A 17,694-nucleotide genomic window follows, 5' to 3' on the forward strand; every position below is an offset into this window, starting at 1 on the left:
ACCCCGCTTGCTTCCTTACCCACTAAGTGGGAAGGGGGAACGGTGGTGGGGCGGCGCTTTGTCTTTCCGGAAAGCCCCGTCTAGGGGTTAATAGGCACTAGTGCGTCTTTTAACCCCTGTCTGTCTAGACGTGGGAAATGGGGGTCGGGGTCAGCTTCCACACTTCGTTGGCATAGTCAGCGATAGTGCGGTCAGAGGAGAAGCGCCCGGAGTAGCAGATGTTGAGCCAGGCCTTCTTGGCCCATGCCAGCTCGTCCGCTTCATAGTCAGCAGCCATGCGGTCACGGGTCTCGCGGTAGTCGGCGAAGTCCCCGAGGACGTAGTAGGTATCCTGAGCGTGTTCGCCGAAGCCATCGAGCAGCGAGGAGCGCAGATCACTAAACATGCCTGCATTCTCCGAACCCAGCGTGCCATCGGTGAAGGCATCGAGGACACGCGCCAGGCCCGGAACCGTGTTATAGAGCTCGCCCGGGTTGTACTCGGCGCGCAGCTGCGGGATTTCTTCGTTGCGGGCGCCGAAGATGTAGGCGTTGTCTTCGCCCACTGCCTCGACGATCTCTACGTTGGCGCCGTCCATCGTGCCCAAGGTCAGGGCACCGTTCATCATGAACTTCATGTTGGAGGTACCGGAGGCTTCCTTGCCGGCGACGGAAATCTGCTCGGAGACATCAGCGGCTGGGATGATGTGCTCGGCGGGGGAGACGTTGTAATTCTCAACAAAGACTACGTTGAGCACGTCCTTGGTAGCCGGGTCGTTGTTGACCAGGTCACCGATGGTGTTGATGAGCTTGATGATGGCTTTCGCGCGGACATAGCCCGGCGCTGCCTTCGCGCCAAAGATGAAGGTGCGCTTCGGAACGGTTTCGCCGTCGACCTTGATGCGGAAGTACAGGTCCAAGATGTAAAGCGCATTCATCAGCTGGCGCTTGTACTCGTGCAGGCGCTTGATCTGGACATCGAAAACGGAATCCGGGTCCACGGTAGCGCCCTGGTGTGCGTCAATCCATGCGGCGAAATCCTGCTTGTTGGCGCGCTTGATGTTGATGAGTTGGCGCAGCACCTTCTCATCCTCAGCCACAGGAGCCAGCTTCGCCAGCTCGGTCAGATCGGTAACCCAGGCATCAGAACCAGCCTGCTCAGTGAGCAGGTCGGACAGGCGCGGGTTGCACATGCGCAGCCAACGACGAGGGGTCACGCCGTTGGTCTTGTTGTTGAACTTCTCCGGCCACAGCTCGTGCCACTCGGAGAGCGTGTCCGCCTTGATGATTTCGGTGTGCAGGGCGGCGACGCCATTGATGGAGTACGCGGCATAGCAAGCGATCCACGCCATGTGGACATGCCCGTCGGACACCGGAGCCATGTAGTCGATGCGCCCTTGATCCAGGCCGCGCTGGGCCATGTCTTCACGGAAGCGGCGGTCGATCTCTTCCACCAGCTCCCAAATGCGCCAGAACAGCTTCTGGAAGATGGATACTTCCCAGCTCTCCAAAGCCTCAGCCAGCACGGTGTGGTTGGTGTAGGCAAAAGTCTCGGTGACGACCTTCCAGGCCTCGTCCCAGCCCATCCCGTGTTCGTCGAGAAGCAGGCGGAGCAATTCGGGGATGGCCAGCACCGGGTGGGTGTCGTTGAGCTGGATGCAGTTGTACTCGGCGAAGCCGGTGAGGTCCTCGCCGTGGTGCTCGATGTAGTTATCGATCATCTGCTGCAGCGAGGCCGAGACGAAGAAGTACTGCTGGCGAACGCGCAGTACTTTGCCCTCGTAGGTCGTGTCGTTGGGGTAGAGCACGCGGCAGATGTCCATGACGCGCTCGCGCTCCACGATGGCTTCGGTGAAGCGCTGCGAGTTGAAGGCATCGTAATCGAATTCATCGATAGGCTCGGACTTCCACAGGCGCAGCGTACCTACGTTGTTGGTGCCGTATCCGGTAATCGGCATGTCATAGGGGATAGCGCGTACGTCCATGTCATCGAAGTGGACCAAGCGCTGTTCGGAGGCACGGCGAATGATGAAGTCGTAGCCATTTTCCATCCAGGCATCTGGTTCCTCGCGCTGGAAACCGTTGTCGAAGGACTGACGGAAGAGACCGTAGCGGTAGAGCAGGCCGTAGCCCGTGACCGGGTAGTTCTGGGTGACAGCAGAATCGAGGAAGCAGGCGGCGAGGCGGCCCAGGCCGCCGTTGCCTAGTGCAGCATCGTGCTCGGCTTCGAGAACATCGGAGAGTTCGTGACCGGCGGCCTTGGAAGCGGCGCGGGCTTCGTCGACGAGTCCGACGTTGGTGAGGTTGTTGAGCAGGGCGCGCCCCTGGAGGAACTCAGCAGAGAAATAGTGCTGCTGGCGGGCGGCGGAGTAGGCGGTGCGGGTGGCCTCCCAGTTGTCAGCAATCTGCTCCATTACTGAAGAAGACAAGCCGGACCAGAACTTGCGGTTAGTCGCGGCAGAGGGGGAGACACCAGCAGCGGCGCGGACGTGTCCGGGAACTGCGGTCTGAAAATCGGAGTGCTGGGGTTGACTCATGAGAATCCCTTCACCTTAGGCATAAAAATGCGGAAAAATACCAACACCCAAGCTTAACCAGTTCCGCATTCAGCTGCAGGAGAGAGCACTGCCAGCCAGCGTGCATTAATCATCACACACAGCGAAAGCGTTGTGCCGGGAAGGTTAGCGCCCCAGAAAAGACAGGACGGCTGCAGCCCCGGCGTGGGTGGCCGAGCGCATGGTGGGTTCATAATCCGGCAGGAAAGTGGATTGGTGGTTGACCGGCGGGTTGTCCAGGAGGTGTTCCGGCGTGGAGCCGATGAACCAGAAGTTATAAGGCACGCCCCAGGCTTGTGGGAGATAGCAGAAATCCTCGGAGACGGTGGATGGGGTGGCGCTCACGGAGAGATCAGCAAAGACTGCGTCGAAGGCCGAGCGAACGGTCTCGTGAGTGGAAGCGTCATTATCGGTGACTTCGCCATGGGCAAAGTACTCGAAGGTGGGCTCTGCTGGGCATCCCGAGGCTTCGCACTCGGCTCGCACCATACGCTCGAGGGAGGCATAGACGCGCTGCGCCAACTCTGGCTTGTAATAGCGGGTGTTAAGTACGAGTTCGGCGCTGCCCGGAATGATGTTGTTTTTATCGCCCGAATGCAGCTCGCCCACCGAGATGACAAAGAAATCATGGGGAGGGACTTCGCGGCCGACGATGGCCTGCAGACGGGTGACCACCATGGCGGCCACGTAGGAAGGATCGATGGCCTCGTGCGGCATGGAGGCGTGCGCGGAGCGCCCCGTGATGCGGATGCGGAGGGAGTCACAGCCGGCCAGGATGGGGCCGGCGGTGGACTGCACCTGGCCGGCGGGGCCCGGCATGACGTGTTGACCAAAGCACACATCCGGTGCAGGAACGCGGTCGGTGAGCCCGTCCGCAATCATGTATTTGGCGCCCATGGATGATTCCTCCGCCGGTTGGAACAGCGCTAGGAAGGTGCCGTGCCAGGCGTCGCGGTGGGCGTCGAGAATCGCGCACGCGCCGAGCAATGCCGTGGTGTGTACATCGTGCCCGCAGGCATGCATTGCGCCATTGGTGGCGGCGAAGGGGACGCCGGTTTCCTCGGCCACCGGGAGGGCATCAAAATCAGCCCGCATCAGCGCGGTTGGGCCGTCCCCGTTGCGGAAGATAGCGACGATGCCATGGCCGCCGATTCCGGTGACGAGCTCGCACTCGTACTTATCTAGTTGTTCCAGAATCCGCCCGGCGGTGCGTTCCTCTTGGTGGGACAGCTCTGGGTGGGCATGCATGTCTTCATAGAAGGCGCGTTGCCAGCTGAGATCGACTGAATCTTCGAGGAGGAGCGAGCTCAGCCGAGAAAGTGTGGGATCTGCCATAGTTACTGTCCTTCAAGTTTGGGTAGGGTTACCTACATGCCATTGATTCACTTTGATGTTCTGGTGCCGGATGCTCAAGCCGAGCGCGTGGCCGAAATCTTTAGCACTGCTACCCACAAGCTGGTGGATAACGGCTCCTTAGCTTCTGCTGAGGTTACCCGTGTGCCCGATCCTGCACTCCCGGAGGGGCTGGAAGAACAGCTGCGCCAGACCTACCGCGATGAGCATGAAGAGCGTGATTTAGAGGACGCCAATGTCTACCGCTATGCCATCGATGTCGATGGCGTGAAGGGCTCCGTCAATCAGCTGACCATGGTCCTCGCACGCTTGTTGACACCCCATTCGGTTCTACCGAAGGACCACGTGTTGCTGGAGGACGAGCTCGCCCACGAGCGACCGGCAATTTTCCCGTGGGCGGTGCAGGTGACCCCGTAGTTCTGCTGAAAGCTATAGTCTCAGAGAGCTTTAGCCTCAGAGAGTTTTAGCTCTGCAGAACGCTGCGGACGAGGCGTTCGGCCGCGTTGCTTAAGCGCTGGGCGACGTCCCCCTCTTCCTCCCCGTCGAGTTCTTCCAGCAGTGTGCCCTGTGGCGCCGATGCGGTTGCGGAGCCGGCGATGATGCCCAGGGTTGGCGGGCTAGTCATGTCCGCCAGCGTGCCCACCACCTTTCCGGTAAGCGATTGTTCGTCGAAGCGCCCCTCGCCGGTAAGGACGAGATCCGCCTCGGCGATACGCGTGGGTAGATTGAGTGCTTGGGCTACATACTGGCCGCCCGGCACGATACGGCAGTGCTCCGAGGTGCCCCAGAGCGTGCGCGAAAGCCAGCTCAGGGCGATGGGAATGCCGCCTGCGGCGCCAAAGAATTCGGCCTGTGGGTCGGTCTCCGTGACTTCGCAGAGCCGTAGCATCGCGCCCGCCAGTAGTGCTACTTGTTCGCCCTCAGCGCCTTTTTGTGGGCCGTACATCGTTGCGGCTTGGACGGGCACGGCGCGAGTATCGGTGACCAAGGTGTAGTCCAGCATGGCCGCCTTCATGTTGAGCTGCGCGGTGTCGATGTGGTCGAGGTTGACCAAAGGTGCGCCGCCCTTGGGCAGGGCGTATCCGCGGGCATCGTGGGCGGCGGCGCCGAGCGCGGCGAGGATGCCGAGACCGCCGTCGATGCTGGCGCTGCCGCCGAGGCCAAGAACGATGTGCTTGGCGCCGCGCGATTCGGCGTCGGCCACCAGCACGCCCGTTCCATAGGAATCCGCATGGAGTGGATCGAGGGCGTCGGAAACGGCAGGAAGGCCGGTGGCGGCGGCGACGTCGATGAAGGCTGTGTCACCAACGAGCTGGTAGCTGGCCTCGGTCAGGCGGCCAATGGCATCGGTGGTAGGCAGCGTAATCGTTTGCCCCGCCGTGCCGTGGCGATGAACAGCGGCGCTGGCGAGCACCTCCGCGGTGCCTTCGCCGCCATCGGCCATGGGCAGGGTCGTTACCTTCGCTGTGTCTGCGTGGGGCGAGGAGCTGAGAGCGCGCCGCGCGCCCAATGCAATGGCGGCGGCAGCTTCGGCTGCAGTAGCGGTGCCTTTAAAGGAATCGGGGGCAACAAGAATGCGCATGCCCATGAGTATATGGCAGAGATACGAGAAAAAATTTTCGCGCTCTGACCAGCCCTTAAGGCACGCCACAGTACGGCCATCTTGCAATTTAGGTCGATTGATAGAAAACTATTGCTTGTTCAATGGATGACGCACCGACCGTGAGGAACGGTGCCCAATGAAAGGATTGCCATGTCCATCGACCAGCAAATCTCCGATTACTACAGCAAGCTTCTCAAGCGTAATGCTGGCGAACCGGAATTCCATCAGGCACTCGCTGAGGTACTCGACTCACTGAAGATCGTCCTCAATAAAGACCCTCACTACGCTGATTACGGCCTGGTCGAGCGACTGTGCGAGCCCGAGCGTCAGCTCATCTTCCGCGTGCCGTGGGTGGATGACAGCGGCCAGATTCAGGTCAACCGCGGTTTCCGCGTGCAATTTAACTCCGCGCTCGGCCCCTACAAGGGCGGCCTGCGTTTCCATCCGAGCGTCAATCTGGGCATCATCAAGTTCCTCGGCTTCGAGCAGATTTTCAAGAACTCCCTGACCGGCCTGCCTATCGGCGGCGGCAAGGGCGGTTCTGACTTCGACCCGAAGGGTAAGTCAGAAGCCGAGGTCATGCGTTTCTGCCAATCCTTCATGACGGAGCTGCACAACCACATTGGTGAATACCGCGACGTCCCGGCCGGTGATATTGGCGTGGGCGGACGCGAAATCGGTTTCCTGTTCGGCCAGTATCGCCGACTGGAGGGCAAGCACGAGTCTGGCGTTCTTACCGGCAAGGGTCTGAGCTGGGGTGGCTCCCTTGTGCGTACCGAGGCTACCGGTTACGGCCTGGTGTATCTGACCTCGGAAATGATGAAGGCCCATGGTGAGTCTTTCGACGGCGCCAAGGTGATTGTCTCCGGTTCCGGAAATGTTGCCATCTACGCCGCCGAAAAGGTGCAACAGCTCGGCGGTACCGTCGTCGCGATGTCTGACTCCTCCGGCTACATCACCGCCCCGAACGGTGTGGACCTAGAGCTACTCAAGGAGATTAAGGAAGTCCGCCGCGAGCGCATTTCCACCTACGCCGGCGAAGCGGGTGCGGGCGTGGAGTATCACGAGGGTGGCAACGTATGGGAGGTCAGCGCCGACGTTGCTTTGCCGTGCGCTACCCAAAATGAGCTCGACGGCGAGGACGCCAAGCTCCTGGTCAAGAATCAGGTCCGCTATGTTGCCGAAGGCGCGAACATGCCCTGTACCCCGGAGGCCGCCCACTACTTTGTGGAAAATGGCATCGCCTTCGCGCCGGGTAAGGCCGCAAATGCAGGCGGTGTGGCGACCTCTGCGCTGGAGATGCAGCAGAATGCCTCCCGTGACTCCTGGACCTTCGAGTACACCGACCAGCGCCTCCACGAGATCATGTCCAATATCTTCCGCAATATCGATAAGACCTCTAAGGAATATGGCTTGGAGGGTGACTATGTCGCGGGCGCTAACATCGCTGGCTTCAAGAAGGTGGCTGATGCCATGCTGGCGCAGGGCGTGATCTAGCCCCAGCCGTTCTCTATTCCTCTCTATGCCTTGGTTTAACCTCCCCACTGAGTGGGGAGGTTTTCGCAGTTTCTTCCCGCGTGGGATACGTCGCGGTGCGTATGTGCTTGGTTAGGCTGGTGCCATGTACCGCGTATTTGAGTCCCTCGATGAACTTGTTCGCAACCTGGAACAGGCCTATGCCGTTCCCATGACCTCTAATTGCATGGTCCCGCGCCACGAGATGCTGGCGCTTCTCGACGATCTCCGCAACGCTCTCCCGGTCGAAATGGATGATGCCCAGGACGTCTTGGACAAGCAGGATGAGATCCTGCAGGGTGCGGAAGAACGCGCGGAGCAGATTATTTCTGAAGCCAATGCCGAGGCTGATGACACCGTGACCCGTGCGCGTGAGGATTCGGACGCCATGCTGGCCGACGCCCAACATCGCGCCACCACCCTTGTCGCCCAGGCAGAGGACGAGGCCAGCAACCTGGTGGACAACGCACGCTCCGACGCCGAGCGCACCCGCGCCCAAGCAGATGAGGAATACCAGCGTGCCGTCGCTGCAGGCCAAGCTGAACAAGACCGCTTGGTCTCCGAATCCGAGGTCGTGCGCCGCGCCGATGATGAGGCGCACCGTATCGTGGAGACCGCGCACTCTGAGTCCAACCGTCTGCGCACCGAGTGCGATGAATTCGTTGACGCCAAGCTCGGGGAATTCGAGACCACCTTGTCTGACCTCCTGCGCACCGTGAATAACGATCGCTCCGCTCTGCGTCGAGGGGCGGGTGTGCGCTCCCGCGGTGAATCGCGTACTGAGGGACGCGGCGCTGTGCGCGAGACCCGGGAACCGGCACGCCGGGCGCCGCGTGCGCCCCGCGACTACTAGAGGGGACTAATGCGCGGCCGTTCCGCGCGCCAGGGAATGAGTGCAGCAAAAGCGAGAACAGCGCCGAGGGCAGAATCGAGCTTTGAGGCCAAGTGCTTAAGCGCCTATGCCCCAGCATTCAGGTCTTTGCCAGTCTAGGGCGCGCGGGCCGCCACAGGGTAAGCTGGTGGGCGCTATGAAATCACCATTGAAGTTCGACGTGACGGAATTGCTCCGCAGTCAAGGAACCGACGCGCTGCCTGAGCACCGCGTGCAGACCGGACCCGCGCCAGAGCGCATCGGCGTGGAAATGATCGGCATCCCGGAAGGTACTGAGGTTAAGGTGGATGCCACCTTGACCCCGTTGGGCTCTGGTGTGTTGGTGGACGCTGATATCACCGGCACCCTCAGCGGCGAATGCGCCCGCTGCCTGGCAGAGCTGCACCCGGAACTGGATCTCCACGTATCCCAGGTGTTTTCCGCAGATGAGTCCTTCGTCAGCGGGGATGAGACCGAGGAGGAGGATCGCGGTTCCGGTGATGAGGTTCCCGAGATCAAGGATGGAATCCTCGACCTCCTCCAGACCGTGATCGATGAGGCAGGTTTATCCCTTCCCTTTGCGCCAACGTGCGAGGATGGTTGCGAGGTGGATGCTCCCGATGGAGTAACCACGGGGGTCTCTGGGGAAGAAGAGCGCGTGGATCCGCGTTGGTCTGGTCTGGAGAAGTTCCTATGAGCAAGAAGAAGAAACTCACTGGTGAACAGGCACTAGCCGCGGCCTTCGCGGAGGTAGATCACGCCCCGCTGCTAAAAGCACTCGGCGTGGAGATCAGCGATGAGCTGCTGTGCTTGGCACTGACCCACCGCTCCTTCGCCAACGAGAACGGGCACCTGCCCAACAACGAGCGCCTCGAGTTCCTGGGGGATGCCGTCTTGGGCTTGTCCATCGCGGCCAAGCTCTACGACAAGTACCCCTCGCGCCCCGAGTCGGATATTTCTAAGATGCGTGCCTCCATCGTGTCGCGCTATGGCCTGTCCGATGTCGCCCGCGAAATCGGCGTGGGCGAGCACGTCCTGTTGGGCAAGGGCGAGCAATCCACCGGCGGCCGTGACAAGGACTCCATCTTGGCCGATACCACCGAGGCCATCCTGGGGGCTATCTACCGCCAGCATGGTTTTGAGGTTGCCCGCGGGGTGGTGCTGAAGCTGTTCGCCGCCAAGATTGACAACGCCGTGGTGTCCGGCCGTCATATGGACTGGAAGACCACCTTGCAGGAGCTGTGCGCGGAGCTGAAGGCCGCGATGCCGGTCTACTCAGCCACCTCGACGGGTCCTGAGCACGATCAAACCTTCAACGCCGTGGCTACCGTGGCCGGTTTGACCGTGGGTAGGGGAACAGGGCATAACAAGAAGCTCGCCGAGCAGCAGGCAGCGGAAGAAGCGTGCCAAGCATTGCGCGAGACACCCTTGCTGGTGCAGGGCACCGCCGGCAAAGAGAGCTAAGCCACGAGAATTCGATGCCAGAACTTCCCGAAGTCGAGTCTGTTCGCAGCGGACTCGAGCCCTATCTTGTGGGCCGCTCCTTTGCTGCAGTAGACGTTCTCCACCCGCGCGCCAACCGGGGCCAGGAAGCCCCGCTGTCCGCGCTGCTGGTGGGCAGGAAGATTGCCGCGGTGGCGCGCCGCGGCAAGTTCATGTGGCTGGAGTTCGCCGACGAGGATCACACCGACCCAGCTCGCGATGTGCTCTTCATCCACCTCGGCATGTCGGGGCAAGTGCGGATCGGCGAGGTGGATTCGCCGCACGTGCGCATCGCCGCCGTGCTTGATGACGCCACCCGTCTCAGCTTCGTGGACCAACGCACCTTCGGTTATTGGCGTTTTGGGTCGTGGCTGAGCATGGCGCATATCGCTCCCGATCCTCTCGAAGCAGACTTCGACCTGACCGCGGCAGGGCGGCGCTTGCGCGCGAAACGCACGGCGGTCAAGGTGGCTCTGCTCGACCAAACGGTGCTTAGCGGGGTGGGCAATATCTATGCCGATGAGGCGCTGTGGGCGGCCCAGATTTCTCCGCTGAAGAAGGCTAGCGCTCTGCGGCAGCGTGATGCTGTCGCTGTGATTTCTGCGGCCGCCGACGTCATGCGCTCCGCCCTCGCCGTTGGCGGAACCAGCTTTGATGCATTGTACGTCAACGTTAATGGCGAATCCGGATATTTTGATCGTTCCTTGCACGTATATGGGAGGGGCGGTCAGCCCTGTGATCGCTGTGGCGAAGAAATCCTGAAAACCGTGCTAGGTGGGCGTGGTACTCACTATTGCCCGCACTGCCAGAGCCGCGGCGTGGGGAGGAAGTCGGCGGCCAACTAGGACGATTCTGGTGTGAGTTATTAATGTGTAACCCATGCAAGAAATCTTCAGCACCGTGATTGGTGTCATTAACGACAGCCTGTGGTCCTATGTCCTGCCATGGCTGCTTATCGCCGCGGGCCTCTTCTTCGGCATCCGCACCGCCGTGGTGCAGGTCCGCATGGTGCCGGACATGTTCAAGGCGGTCGTCGAGAAGCCCAAGGGCGTCGGCGTCGATGAGGATGCCGACTATGGCGGAATCTCTGCCTTCAAGGCATTTACCATTTCAGCGGCCTCTCGTGTGGGCACCGGCAACGTTGCAGGCGTGGCCGTGGCTATCTCCGTGGGTGGCCCCGGCGCGGTGTTTTGGATGTGGCTCATCGCCATCCTGGGTGGTGCGACAGCATTCGTGGAGTCGACCCTGGCGCAGCTGTGGAAGGTGCGTGAGGGGGACGCCTACCGCGGTGGCCCGGCCTATTACATGTCCCGTGGCCTGGGGTGGAAGCCTTTAGCAACCATCTTCTCCGTGGCCATCGCCATTACCTTTGGCTGGTTCTACAATGCGTTCCAGACCAACGCCATTTCCGATTCTTTGGCGGCCTCTTTTGGCCAGGATTCCGCGGCCTTCAAGGCAGGCGTGGGCATCGCAGTCGTCGCCGTGTCCGGGCTCATCATCATCGGTGGCGTGCAGCGCATCGCCTCGATGACCCAGTTTATCGTGCCGTTTATGGCGGGCGCCTATCTCATCTTGGGTCTCATCGTCGTTATTGTGAACTTTGACAAGGTGCCAGACATGGTCGTCTCGATCGTGGGCTCTGCCTTTGGCTTCCGGGAAGCTGCCGGTGCCACCGTGGGCATGGCGATGCTGAAAGGTATCCAGCGTGGTTTGTTCTCCAACGAAGCGGGCGAAGGTTCGGCGCCGAACGCTGCAGCGACGGCGACGGTGTCCCACCCCGTTAAGCAGGGCCTGGTGCAGACCCTCGGCGTGTACTTCGACACCCTGGTGGTGTGTACAATTACCGCCTTCATCATTCTCTTGGGCACCGATTTCGAGCGTTTCGGCTCTGATGCGATTGAGGGCGTGACGCTGACCCAGAATGCGCTCTCCGGCGTGGTGGGTGAGTGGGGCATCCACTTCGTCACCTTCATCCTGTTCTTCCTGGCTTTCTCCTCGATTCTGGGCAACTACTACCTTGCCGAGTCCAACGTGGAGTACCTCTCCGGGAAGAAGTGGGTGCTGTGGACTTTCCGTCTCATCGTTCTGGCCTTTGTTTTCTACGGTGCGGTGGCCCCGCTAGGTACCGTGTTCGACCTGGCCGATACCGGCGCTGCCATCATGGTTCTGCTCAACGTGTGCGCCATCGTGCCGCTGTCTGGCGTGGCTATCAAGCTGCTGAAGAACTACAACGAGCAGCGCCGCAAGGGCCTGGATCCCGTCTTCCACCGTGATATGCTGCCGGAACTGCAGAACGTCGAATGCTGGGATGGTACGGATCCGGTCACGCGCCGCAGCGCGGAGGACCGTCGCCGTCTCGATCACGAATTTGACTTGAGCGACCGCACAAACTTGAGGGAGTACTAGATGGCAGACACGGCAGCAGCCTCTGCAGGCCATGAACGCCTCACAGCTTTCGTTCTTGGACACGTCCAAGGCGTGGGCTTTCGCTGGTGGACGCGTTCCCGCGCCCTCGAACTAGGGCTGGCTGGGCACGCGACGAACCTCCAGGACGGACGCGTCCAGGTGGTTGCTGAAGGCCCGCGTGCTGACTGCGAGAAGTTGCTGGCCTTGCTGCGTGAAGAACCGTCGACCACCCACCGTCCAGGCGTGGTGAACGCCGTGGTGGAGCAGTGGGCCGCCCCGCGCGGTGAGTCGGGCTTCATCGAGCGCTAAACTTATTCGAATGCACCTCAAATCGCTCACGCTCAAAGGATTCAAGTCCTTCGCGTCCGCGACGAACCTGAAATTCGAGCCCGGTATCTGCGCCGTGGTGGGCCCGAATGGCTCGGGTAAATCAAACGTCGTCGATGCGCTCGCGTGGGTCATGGGTGAAGGCAGCGCCAAGACGCTGCGCGGCGGCAAGATGCAGGACGTCATTTTTGCCGGTGCCGGGGACCGCAAGGCCCTTGGCCGCGCTGAGGTCACGCTGACGATTGACAATTCCGATGGCGCTTTGCCCATCGAGTATTCGGAGGTCTCCGTCACCCGCCGTATGTTCCGGGATGGCGCGAGCGAATATGAGATCAATGGGGCGAAGGCGCGCCTCATGGATATCCAAGAGCTGCTGTCTGATTCCGGCATTGGCCGGGAGATGCACATTATCGTGGGCCAGGGAAAGCTAGCGGAGATTTTGGAGTCCCGCCCGGAGGATCGTCGCGCCTACATTGAAGAAGCCGCAGGCGTGCTTAAGCACCGCCGCCGCAAAGAAAAGGCACAGCGCAAGCTCACAGGTATGCAGGCCAACCTGGACCGCTTGCAGGACTTGACCGATGAGCTGGGCAAGCAACTCAAACCCTTGGCCCGCCAGGCGGAGGCCGCCCAGCGCGCAGCCACCGTGCAAGCGGATTTGCGCGATGCTCGCCTGCGCCTTGCTGGTGACCGTGTGGTGCGGTTGCGCGCGACATTCGATGACGCTGAGAAACGCGCGGCGGTGCTCGCCGAGCAGGTCGAGGAAGTGACAGCCCAGCTGGAAGAGGCGACCGAGATCCAGCTTGAGGTAGAGGCCGAGTTGGGGGATGTCACGCCGCGCGCGGAGGCCGCGCAGAAGCTGTGGTTCGAGTTATCGACCCTCAGCGAGCGAATCTCTGCCACGCAGCGCATCGCGGCCGAGCGCGCCAGCAACGTTGGCTCACAGGTGGCCTACGCGGGCCAGGATCCGGAGGAGCTCGAGGCACGTGCCCAGCGAGCCGATGAGGAGCACGAAGAGTTGCTGGCCGCGGCCGAAGAGGCTGCAGAGCGCTTGGAATCTATCCGGGAGGAAGTGGCCGAGCGCCGGGAAGCCTTCGAGGCTGCTGATAAAGAACACATGGCGCAACTGCGCGCCATTGCGGATCGCCGTGAAGGCGTGGTTCGCCTCATCGCCGCCGAGGAGAACTTGGCGGGTCAGGTCAGCTCCGCGGAGTCTGAGTTAGCGCGTCAGGAAGAGACTTTAGCGAATACGAAGTCGCGCACTAGGGGAGCGCAGGCGGAAGCCGATGAGGTGGCGGACAAGCTGGAGCACTTGGCTGCCGAGCGTGAGCCGCTGGAGGAAGCGCATGTGCGCGCGGCCAGCGAATCTGCCGCGGCCGATAAACGCTTGGAGCAGCTGCGTGATGCCCAGCGGGAGCACGAGCGTACCGTCTATAGTTTGCGCGCTCGGATCGATACCCTGGGCCAGACCGTTCCGGAAGCACTCGAGCTGGGGGAGGGATTCAAACCTCTCGCAGAGTTCATTTCTACTCGCTATGAGACAGCCGTTGCGGCAGCACTCGGTTCCTTTGCGGAGGCCCAAGCCGGCGCGGTGAGCGGGGACATCGTGCGCGACTTGGCGCAGGCGAGCCGCACGCCGCTGATCGACGTCGCTGCGGAACCCACCGGTTCAGCCTGGCGCCTTGACGCGGACTTGCCCTCCGGGGCGAGCTGGCTGCTGGATCACATGGTCTTGGTCCCGGAAGTATCGGCGGCGGTGACGCGGTTGCTCTCCGACGTGGTCCTGGTTGATGACTATGGCGCGGCCCGTGAACTTATTGCGGAGGATCCGCGCTTGCGTGCTGTGACCTCTGAGGGCCTACTCGTCGGCGAAGGCTGGGTGGAGGCAGGAACAGGCGCCGTCTCCACCGTTGAGGTAAGCGGCCAGATTGCGGAGGCCGAGCAACAACTGGAATCAGCCACTCATGAGCTGGAGGAGCTATCCGGCACGCTCGAAGGCGCGAAGCTGGCGGCGGACGATGCACGCGTAGGTGCGGCGAGTGCCAAGGCCGCACTGCGGGAGCACGATCACGAACTCGAAGCGTGGAAGCGCGATCACCAGCGCTTGCTCAAGCAGTACGAGGCAAACAAGGCTGAGCATGAAAAAGCCGCCGCCCGCGCCACGGATATCGAGGTGCAGTTAGCCCGCCTGCGCGAAGAACTGGCGGAGGCGCGTGACCGCTTGTCGCGCGTGGACGCTGAAGAGCAGGCTGATGAACCCTCCTCGGTGGAACGCGATGCTGCCTCGACGGCCCTGGAACAGGTCAAGGCCATGGAGGTAGAGGCCCAGATGGCGGCCCGCAGTGCGGAGGAAAAGGTCGGCCAAGCAGCGGGCAGGGGAGAGGCCCTGCGGCGCCAAGCCCAGCACGAACGCCAGGCCAAAGCCCGCCACGACCAGGCGATGGCCCGCCGGCAAGCACAGGTGCGGTTGGCGGGGGCTGTCGACAAGCATGCCCAAGATTTGGCTGCCCGGACCGCGCAGGCACTCGAGCGGGCCGCCGAGGAACGCGATGAGCTGGTCACCCAGCGCGGCGTGCTGCAAGGCCGTGCACAATCAGCGAAGCAAGCGGTCTCCTCGACCCGCCAGCAGCTCGATCGCCTGACCGACTCCGCGCATAACTCCGAGATCGCTCGCAGCCAGGCGCAGGTGCGCGTGGATGAGGCCGAGGGCAAAATCGTGGAGCAGCTCGGCATTGCGATCCCCGACCTGCTGAAGGAATACACGCCGGGTGAGGACTTCGATCGCTCCGCCGAAACCAAGCGGTTGAAGCAGGCCGAAAAGGACCTCAACTCCTTGGGCAAGGTCAACCCGCTGGCTTTGGAGGAGTACAAGGCACTGGAGGAGCGCTATAGCTTCCTCTCCACGCAGCTGGATGATGTGATCCAGGCGCGCAAGGACTTGGCAGGCGTTATTGAAGACGTCGACGCGCAGATCTTGCAGCTATTCACGGATGCCTGGCACGACGTGGAAGCGGAGTTCCCCAAGGTTTTCCAAACACTTTTCCCCGGCGGCGAAGGCCGGCTCATCCTCACGGAGCCGGATGACCTGCTGGCCACCGGCATCGAGGTGGAGGCTCGCCCGCCGGGCAAGAAGGTCAAGCGTTTGTCACTGCTTTCGGGTGGTGAGAAGTCCCTGACCGCGCTGGCGATGCTCGTGGCTATTTTCCGCGCGCGCCCCTCACCGTTCTATGTCATGGATGAGGTGGAGGCCGCGCTTGACGACGTCAACCTTCGCCGCCTCATCGCGCTCTTCGAGGAATTGCGCAAGGATTCTCAGCTCATTGTCATTACCCACCAGAAGCCGACGATGGACGTGGCCAACGTCCTCTACGGCGTGACGATGCGCGGCGATGGCGTCACACGCGTGATTTCGCAGCGCATGTCTCGCGCCGGTGAGGCGCCGGGCACGGCTCAAGCCGCCGAGGACGCCACACGTCTCGGCGTGGATGCCCCGCGCTAGGGTGGGGCTTGCGCCCAGCACTTTTCACCCTCCTTATCGTGCCGGATGTGGACAACCCTGGCACTATGGAGGGCATGAATACTACTTTTATGTGGATTGCGATAGCAGTCATCGTCCTGATTCTGCTCGTGGTCTTGTTCGTTGTCTTGGGCAAGAAGCGCGGCGAGTCAAAGAAGGTTTCCTTCGAAAAGCCTGCGGAGGAGCCTAAGGAGCTGACCCAGCAACAGAAGTCCGGCAACTACCAGGCCAAGTCTGGTTTTAATTTTGCCCCGGCTGGCGGCGGCGCTACCAAGGAGCCTGTGCCGGCAGCTAAGGGCGAGGAGCCCATGCCGGCCGAGCCCAAAGCTCAGCCGCAAGCGGAGAGGAAGTCTGAGCAGCGTGATGCCACCGAGCTAGCGAACGCTCAGCTCAAGGGTGAGGAGGAGACACCGAAGGCAGCGAAGCCTGCGGCGGAACCGACGCCTGAGGCAGAGCCGAAGTCTCAGGCAGAGCCGAAGCCGGAACCCGTCGCAGACGCGAAGCCGGTGAGCGCGCCGGAACCGGCTGCACAGAAGGAGTCGGCAAAGGTAGAAGAAGAGAAAGATTCTTCCGCTGGCGTTGTCGCGGCAGGTGCCGCGGGCGCTGCAGCCGCTGGTGCTGCCGCTTCCGGCGCCGCTGCTGTTGATAAGGATGAAGCGGACACGGAGGAAACTGTCCCGGCCAGCGAACCGGAGACTGTTGAACCGGAGCCGGTAGCCGAAGCCCCAAAGGTAGAGGAGGAGACTCCGGAGGCACCTGAGGTTCCGGCTGAGGAGGAGCCTTCCGTCCAGTCTGAGGCCGACGAAGAAACAGCGGCAGAGGCAGAAGAAGTAGAAGCCGATGCCGATGCAGAGGCAGAGGAGGCCGCCGCGGCGGCGGGGGCCCAGGCGGCGTCGGCAAGCGCGGCACTTGAAGCTGAGCCGGAGGAGCTAGAGGTATCCGACGACGCTGAGGTGGTTGAGGCTCCGGCAGCCCAGCCGCAGGAGGATATTGCGCCGGCTGCCGGCCGCTTGGGCAAGCTGCGCGGGCGCCTGTCGCGCTCGCAAAACGCCATCGGCCAGGGCCTCATGGGTATTCTCTCCGCAGGTGACCTGGATGATGATGCCTGGGAGGAAATCGAAGACACCCTCATCATGGCGGATTTGGGTACGAAGTCCACGATGCAGGTCACTGATTCTCTGCGTGAGAAGATTGCGGAGCGCGGAGTCAGTTCCGAGGCCGAAGCCCGCGCCATGCTGCGTGAAGCCCTCATCGAGGTAGGCCACCCGGAGATGGACCGCTCCATCAAGGCCATGCCGAACGATGGCAAGCCAGCCGTCATCATGGTCGTCGGCGTCAATGGCACCGGCAAGACCACCACGACCGGCAAGCTGGCCCGCGTGCTCGTGTCGATGGGCCACAACGTCTTGCTCGGCGCGGCGGATACCTTCCGTGCAGCGGCCGCGGACCAGCTGGAGACCTGGGGCCGCCGCGTGGGCGCTACCACCGTGCGCGGCAAGGAAGGCGCGGACCCAGCCTCCGTGGCCTTCGACGCCGTTGCCGCTGGCGTGGACCAGGGCGTGGACGTGGTTCTCATCGATACCGCTGGCCGTCTGCATACCTCAGTTGACCTCATGGATCAGCTGGGCAAGGTCAAGCGTGTGGTGGAGAAGAAGACCGAGGTCGACGAGGTCCTGCTCGTGTTGGACGCGACGGTGGGGCAGAACGGCCTGACACAGGCGCGCATCTTCCGCGACGTTGTCGACATCACCGGTGTTGTGTTGACCAAGCTGGATGGCACCGCGAAGGGTGGCATTGTCTTCCAGGTTCAGGAGGAACTCGGCGTGCCGGTCAAGCTCGTGGGCCTCGGCGAGGGCGCAGATGACCTCGCACCGTTTGAGGTTGAAGGCTTCGTTGATGCCTTGCTGGGGGAGAAGTAGGACCTTATAGATCCCTGGGCTAGACCTAAGTTCTTTCGAGACGCAGCGCCTCCTTTGCGGGGCGCTTTCGTCATCTTCGTCCCATTAAAAATGTGCTTTGGGGGAGGTCACAATGGTAGTCTAGGACAGTCCTGTCTATGTGAGGCTGATTAAACAGCCCTAACAACGGTT

13 protein-coding genes are annotated in these 17,694 nt (G+C 61.9%); 10 read left to right on the forward strand and 3 right to left on the reverse strand.

From position 1 onward, the window contains the following. Positions 1-124: 124 nt before the first annotated feature. Both HMPREF3147_RS05265 and HMPREF3147_RS05270 read right to left on the reverse strand, forming a co-directional pair. Positions 125-2,515, reverse strand: a complete 2,391-nt coding sequence (locus HMPREF3147_RS05265; protein ID WP_070445437.1) for a glycogen/starch/alpha-glucan phosphorylase — start codon at positions 2,513-2,515, stop codon at positions 125-127. A 144-nt stretch (positions 2,516-2,659) separates the two neighbouring features. Beyond that, complete coding sequence (locus tag HMPREF3147_RS05270; RefSeq protein WP_070445440.1) at positions 2,660-3,868, reverse strand: amidohydrolase; 1,209 nt, start codon at positions 3,866-3,868, stop codon at positions 2,660-2,662. Positions 3,869-3,904: 36 nt separating this feature from the next. Between HMPREF3147_RS05270 and HMPREF3147_RS05275 the strand changes: the two genes are divergently transcribed. Further along, positions 3,905-4,303, forward strand: a complete 399-nt coding sequence (locus HMPREF3147_RS05275) for a hypothetical protein (RefSeq protein WP_070445443.1) — start codon at positions 3,905-3,907, stop codon at positions 4,301-4,303. A gap of 46 nt (positions 4,304-4,349) precedes the next feature. Here the strand turns inward: HMPREF3147_RS05275 and HMPREF3147_RS05280 are convergent, their stop codons facing one another. Next, a complete protein-coding gene (locus HMPREF3147_RS05280; protein ID WP_070445731.1) occupies positions 4,350-5,468 on the reverse strand; it encodes a glycerate kinase in 1,119 nt (372 codons plus the stop codon). 171 nt (positions 5,469-5,639) lie between these two features. Here HMPREF3147_RS05280 and gdhA point away from each other — a divergent pair, with 171 nt between their 5' ends. From gdhA to ftsY, 9 genes are all read left to right on the forward strand, one after another. Beyond that, a complete protein-coding gene (gene gdhA, locus HMPREF3147_RS05285) occupies positions 5,640-6,986 on the forward strand; it encodes an NADP-specific glutamate dehydrogenase (protein ID WP_070445447.1) in 1,347 nt (448 codons plus the stop codon). A gap of 124 nt (positions 6,987-7,110) precedes the next feature. Continuing rightward, complete coding sequence (locus HMPREF3147_RS05290) at positions 7,111-7,857, forward strand: DivIVA domain-containing protein (protein ID WP_070445450.1); 747 nt, start codon at positions 7,111-7,113, stop codon at positions 7,855-7,857. 175 nt (positions 7,858-8,032) lie between these two features. Beyond that, the gene (locus tag HMPREF3147_RS05295) at positions 8,033-8,572 is read left to right on the forward strand and encodes a YceD family protein (protein WP_070445452.1); all 540 of its coding nucleotides are present in this window, start codon (positions 8,033-8,035) and stop codon (positions 8,570-8,572) included. Further along, positions 8,569-9,339, forward strand: a complete 771-nt coding sequence (gene rnc, locus HMPREF3147_RS05300) for a ribonuclease III (RefSeq protein ID WP_070445456.1) — start codon at positions 8,569-8,571, stop codon at positions 9,337-9,339. The genes HMPREF3147_RS05295 and rnc overlap by 4 nt, the downstream gene beginning before the upstream one ends. A gap of 14 nt (positions 9,340-9,353) precedes the next feature. Further along, positions 9,354-10,202 carry a bifunctional DNA-formamidopyrimidine glycosylase/DNA-(apurinic or apyrimidinic site) lyase gene (gene mutM / locus HMPREF3147_RS05305; RefSeq protein ID WP_070445459.1) on the forward strand — a complete coding sequence of 283 codons (849 nt, stop codon included), beginning with the start codon at positions 9,354-9,356 and terminating at the stop codon, positions 10,200-10,202. 34 nt (positions 10,203-10,236) lie between these two features. Then, a complete protein-coding gene (locus HMPREF3147_RS05310; protein ID WP_070445463.1) occupies positions 10,237-11,763 on the forward strand; it encodes an alanine/glycine:cation symporter family protein in 1,527 nt (508 codons plus the stop codon). Further along, positions 11,764-12,072, forward strand: coding sequence for an acylphosphatase (locus tag HMPREF3147_RS05315; RefSeq protein ID WP_070445466.1), 309 nt, complete (start codon positions 11,764-11,766; stop codon positions 12,070-12,072). A 10-nt stretch (positions 12,073-12,082) separates the two neighbouring features. Beyond that, the gene (gene smc / locus HMPREF3147_RS05320; RefSeq protein ID WP_070445469.1) at positions 12,083-15,586 is read left to right on the forward strand and encodes a chromosome segregation protein SMC; all 3,504 of its coding nucleotides are present in this window, start codon (positions 12,083-12,085) and stop codon (positions 15,584-15,586) included. A 74-nt stretch (positions 15,587-15,660) separates the two neighbouring features. Further along, positions 15,661-17,523, forward strand: coding sequence for a signal recognition particle-docking protein FtsY (gene ftsY / locus HMPREF3147_RS05325; protein ID WP_070445734.1), 1,863 nt, complete (start codon positions 15,661-15,663; stop codon positions 17,521-17,523). Positions 17,524-17,694: the final 171 nt, after the last annotated feature.

The sequence above is a fragment of the Corynebacterium sp. HMSC05D03 genome (assembly GCF_001807205.1).
GTDB classification, from domain to species: domain Bacteria; phylum Actinomycetota; class Actinomycetes; order Mycobacteriales; family Mycobacteriaceae; genus Corynebacterium; species Corynebacterium aurimucosum.

Bases quoted from the DNA above. Each gene is read 5' to 3' on its own strand.
- mutM (WP_070445459.1), top strand. From the start codon at position 9,354: ATGCCAGAACTTCCCGAAGTCGAGTCTGTTCGCAGCGGACTCGAGCCC.
- HMPREF3147_RS05310 (WP_070445463.1), top strand. From the start codon at position 10,237: ATGCAAGAAATCTTCAGCACCGTGATTGGTGTCATTAACGACAGCCTG.
- smc (WP_070445469.1), top strand. From the start codon at position 12,083: ATGCACCTCAAATCGCTCACGCTCAAAGGATTCAAGTCCTTCGCGTCC.
- HMPREF3147_RS05280 (WP_070445731.1), bottom strand. From the start codon at position 5,468: ATGCGCATTCTTGTTGCCCCCGATTCCTTTAAAGGCACCGCTACTGCA.
- HMPREF3147_RS05270 (WP_070445440.1), bottom strand. From the start codon at position 3,868: ATGGCAGATCCCACACTTTCTCGGCTGAGCTCGCTCCTCCTCGAAGAT.
- rnc (WP_070445456.1), top strand. From the start codon at position 8,569: ATGAGCAAGAAGAAGAAACTCACTGGTGAACAGGCACTAGCCGCGGCC.
- ftsY (WP_070445734.1), top strand. From the start codon at position 15,661: ATGAATACTACTTTTATGTGGATTGCGATAGCAGTCATCGTCCTGATT.
- gdhA (WP_070445447.1), top strand. From the start codon at position 5,640: ATGTCCATCGACCAGCAAATCTCCGATTACTACAGCAAGCTTCTCAAG.
- HMPREF3147_RS05265 (WP_070445437.1), bottom strand. From the start codon at position 2,515: ATGAGTCAACCCCAGCACTCCGATTTTCAGACCGCAGTTCCCGGACAC.
- HMPREF3147_RS05295 (WP_070445452.1), top strand. From the start codon at position 8,033: ATGAAATCACCATTGAAGTTCGACGTGACGGAATTGCTCCGCAGTCAA.
- HMPREF3147_RS05275 (WP_070445443.1), top strand. From the start codon at position 3,905: ATGCCATTGATTCACTTTGATGTTCTGGTGCCGGATGCTCAAGCCGAG.
- HMPREF3147_RS05290 (WP_070445450.1), top strand. From the start codon at position 7,111: ATGTACCGCGTATTTGAGTCCCTCGATGAACTTGTTCGCAACCTGGAA.
- HMPREF3147_RS05315 (WP_070445466.1), top strand. From the start codon at position 11,764: ATGGCAGACACGGCAGCAGCCTCTGCAGGCCATGAACGCCTCACAGCT.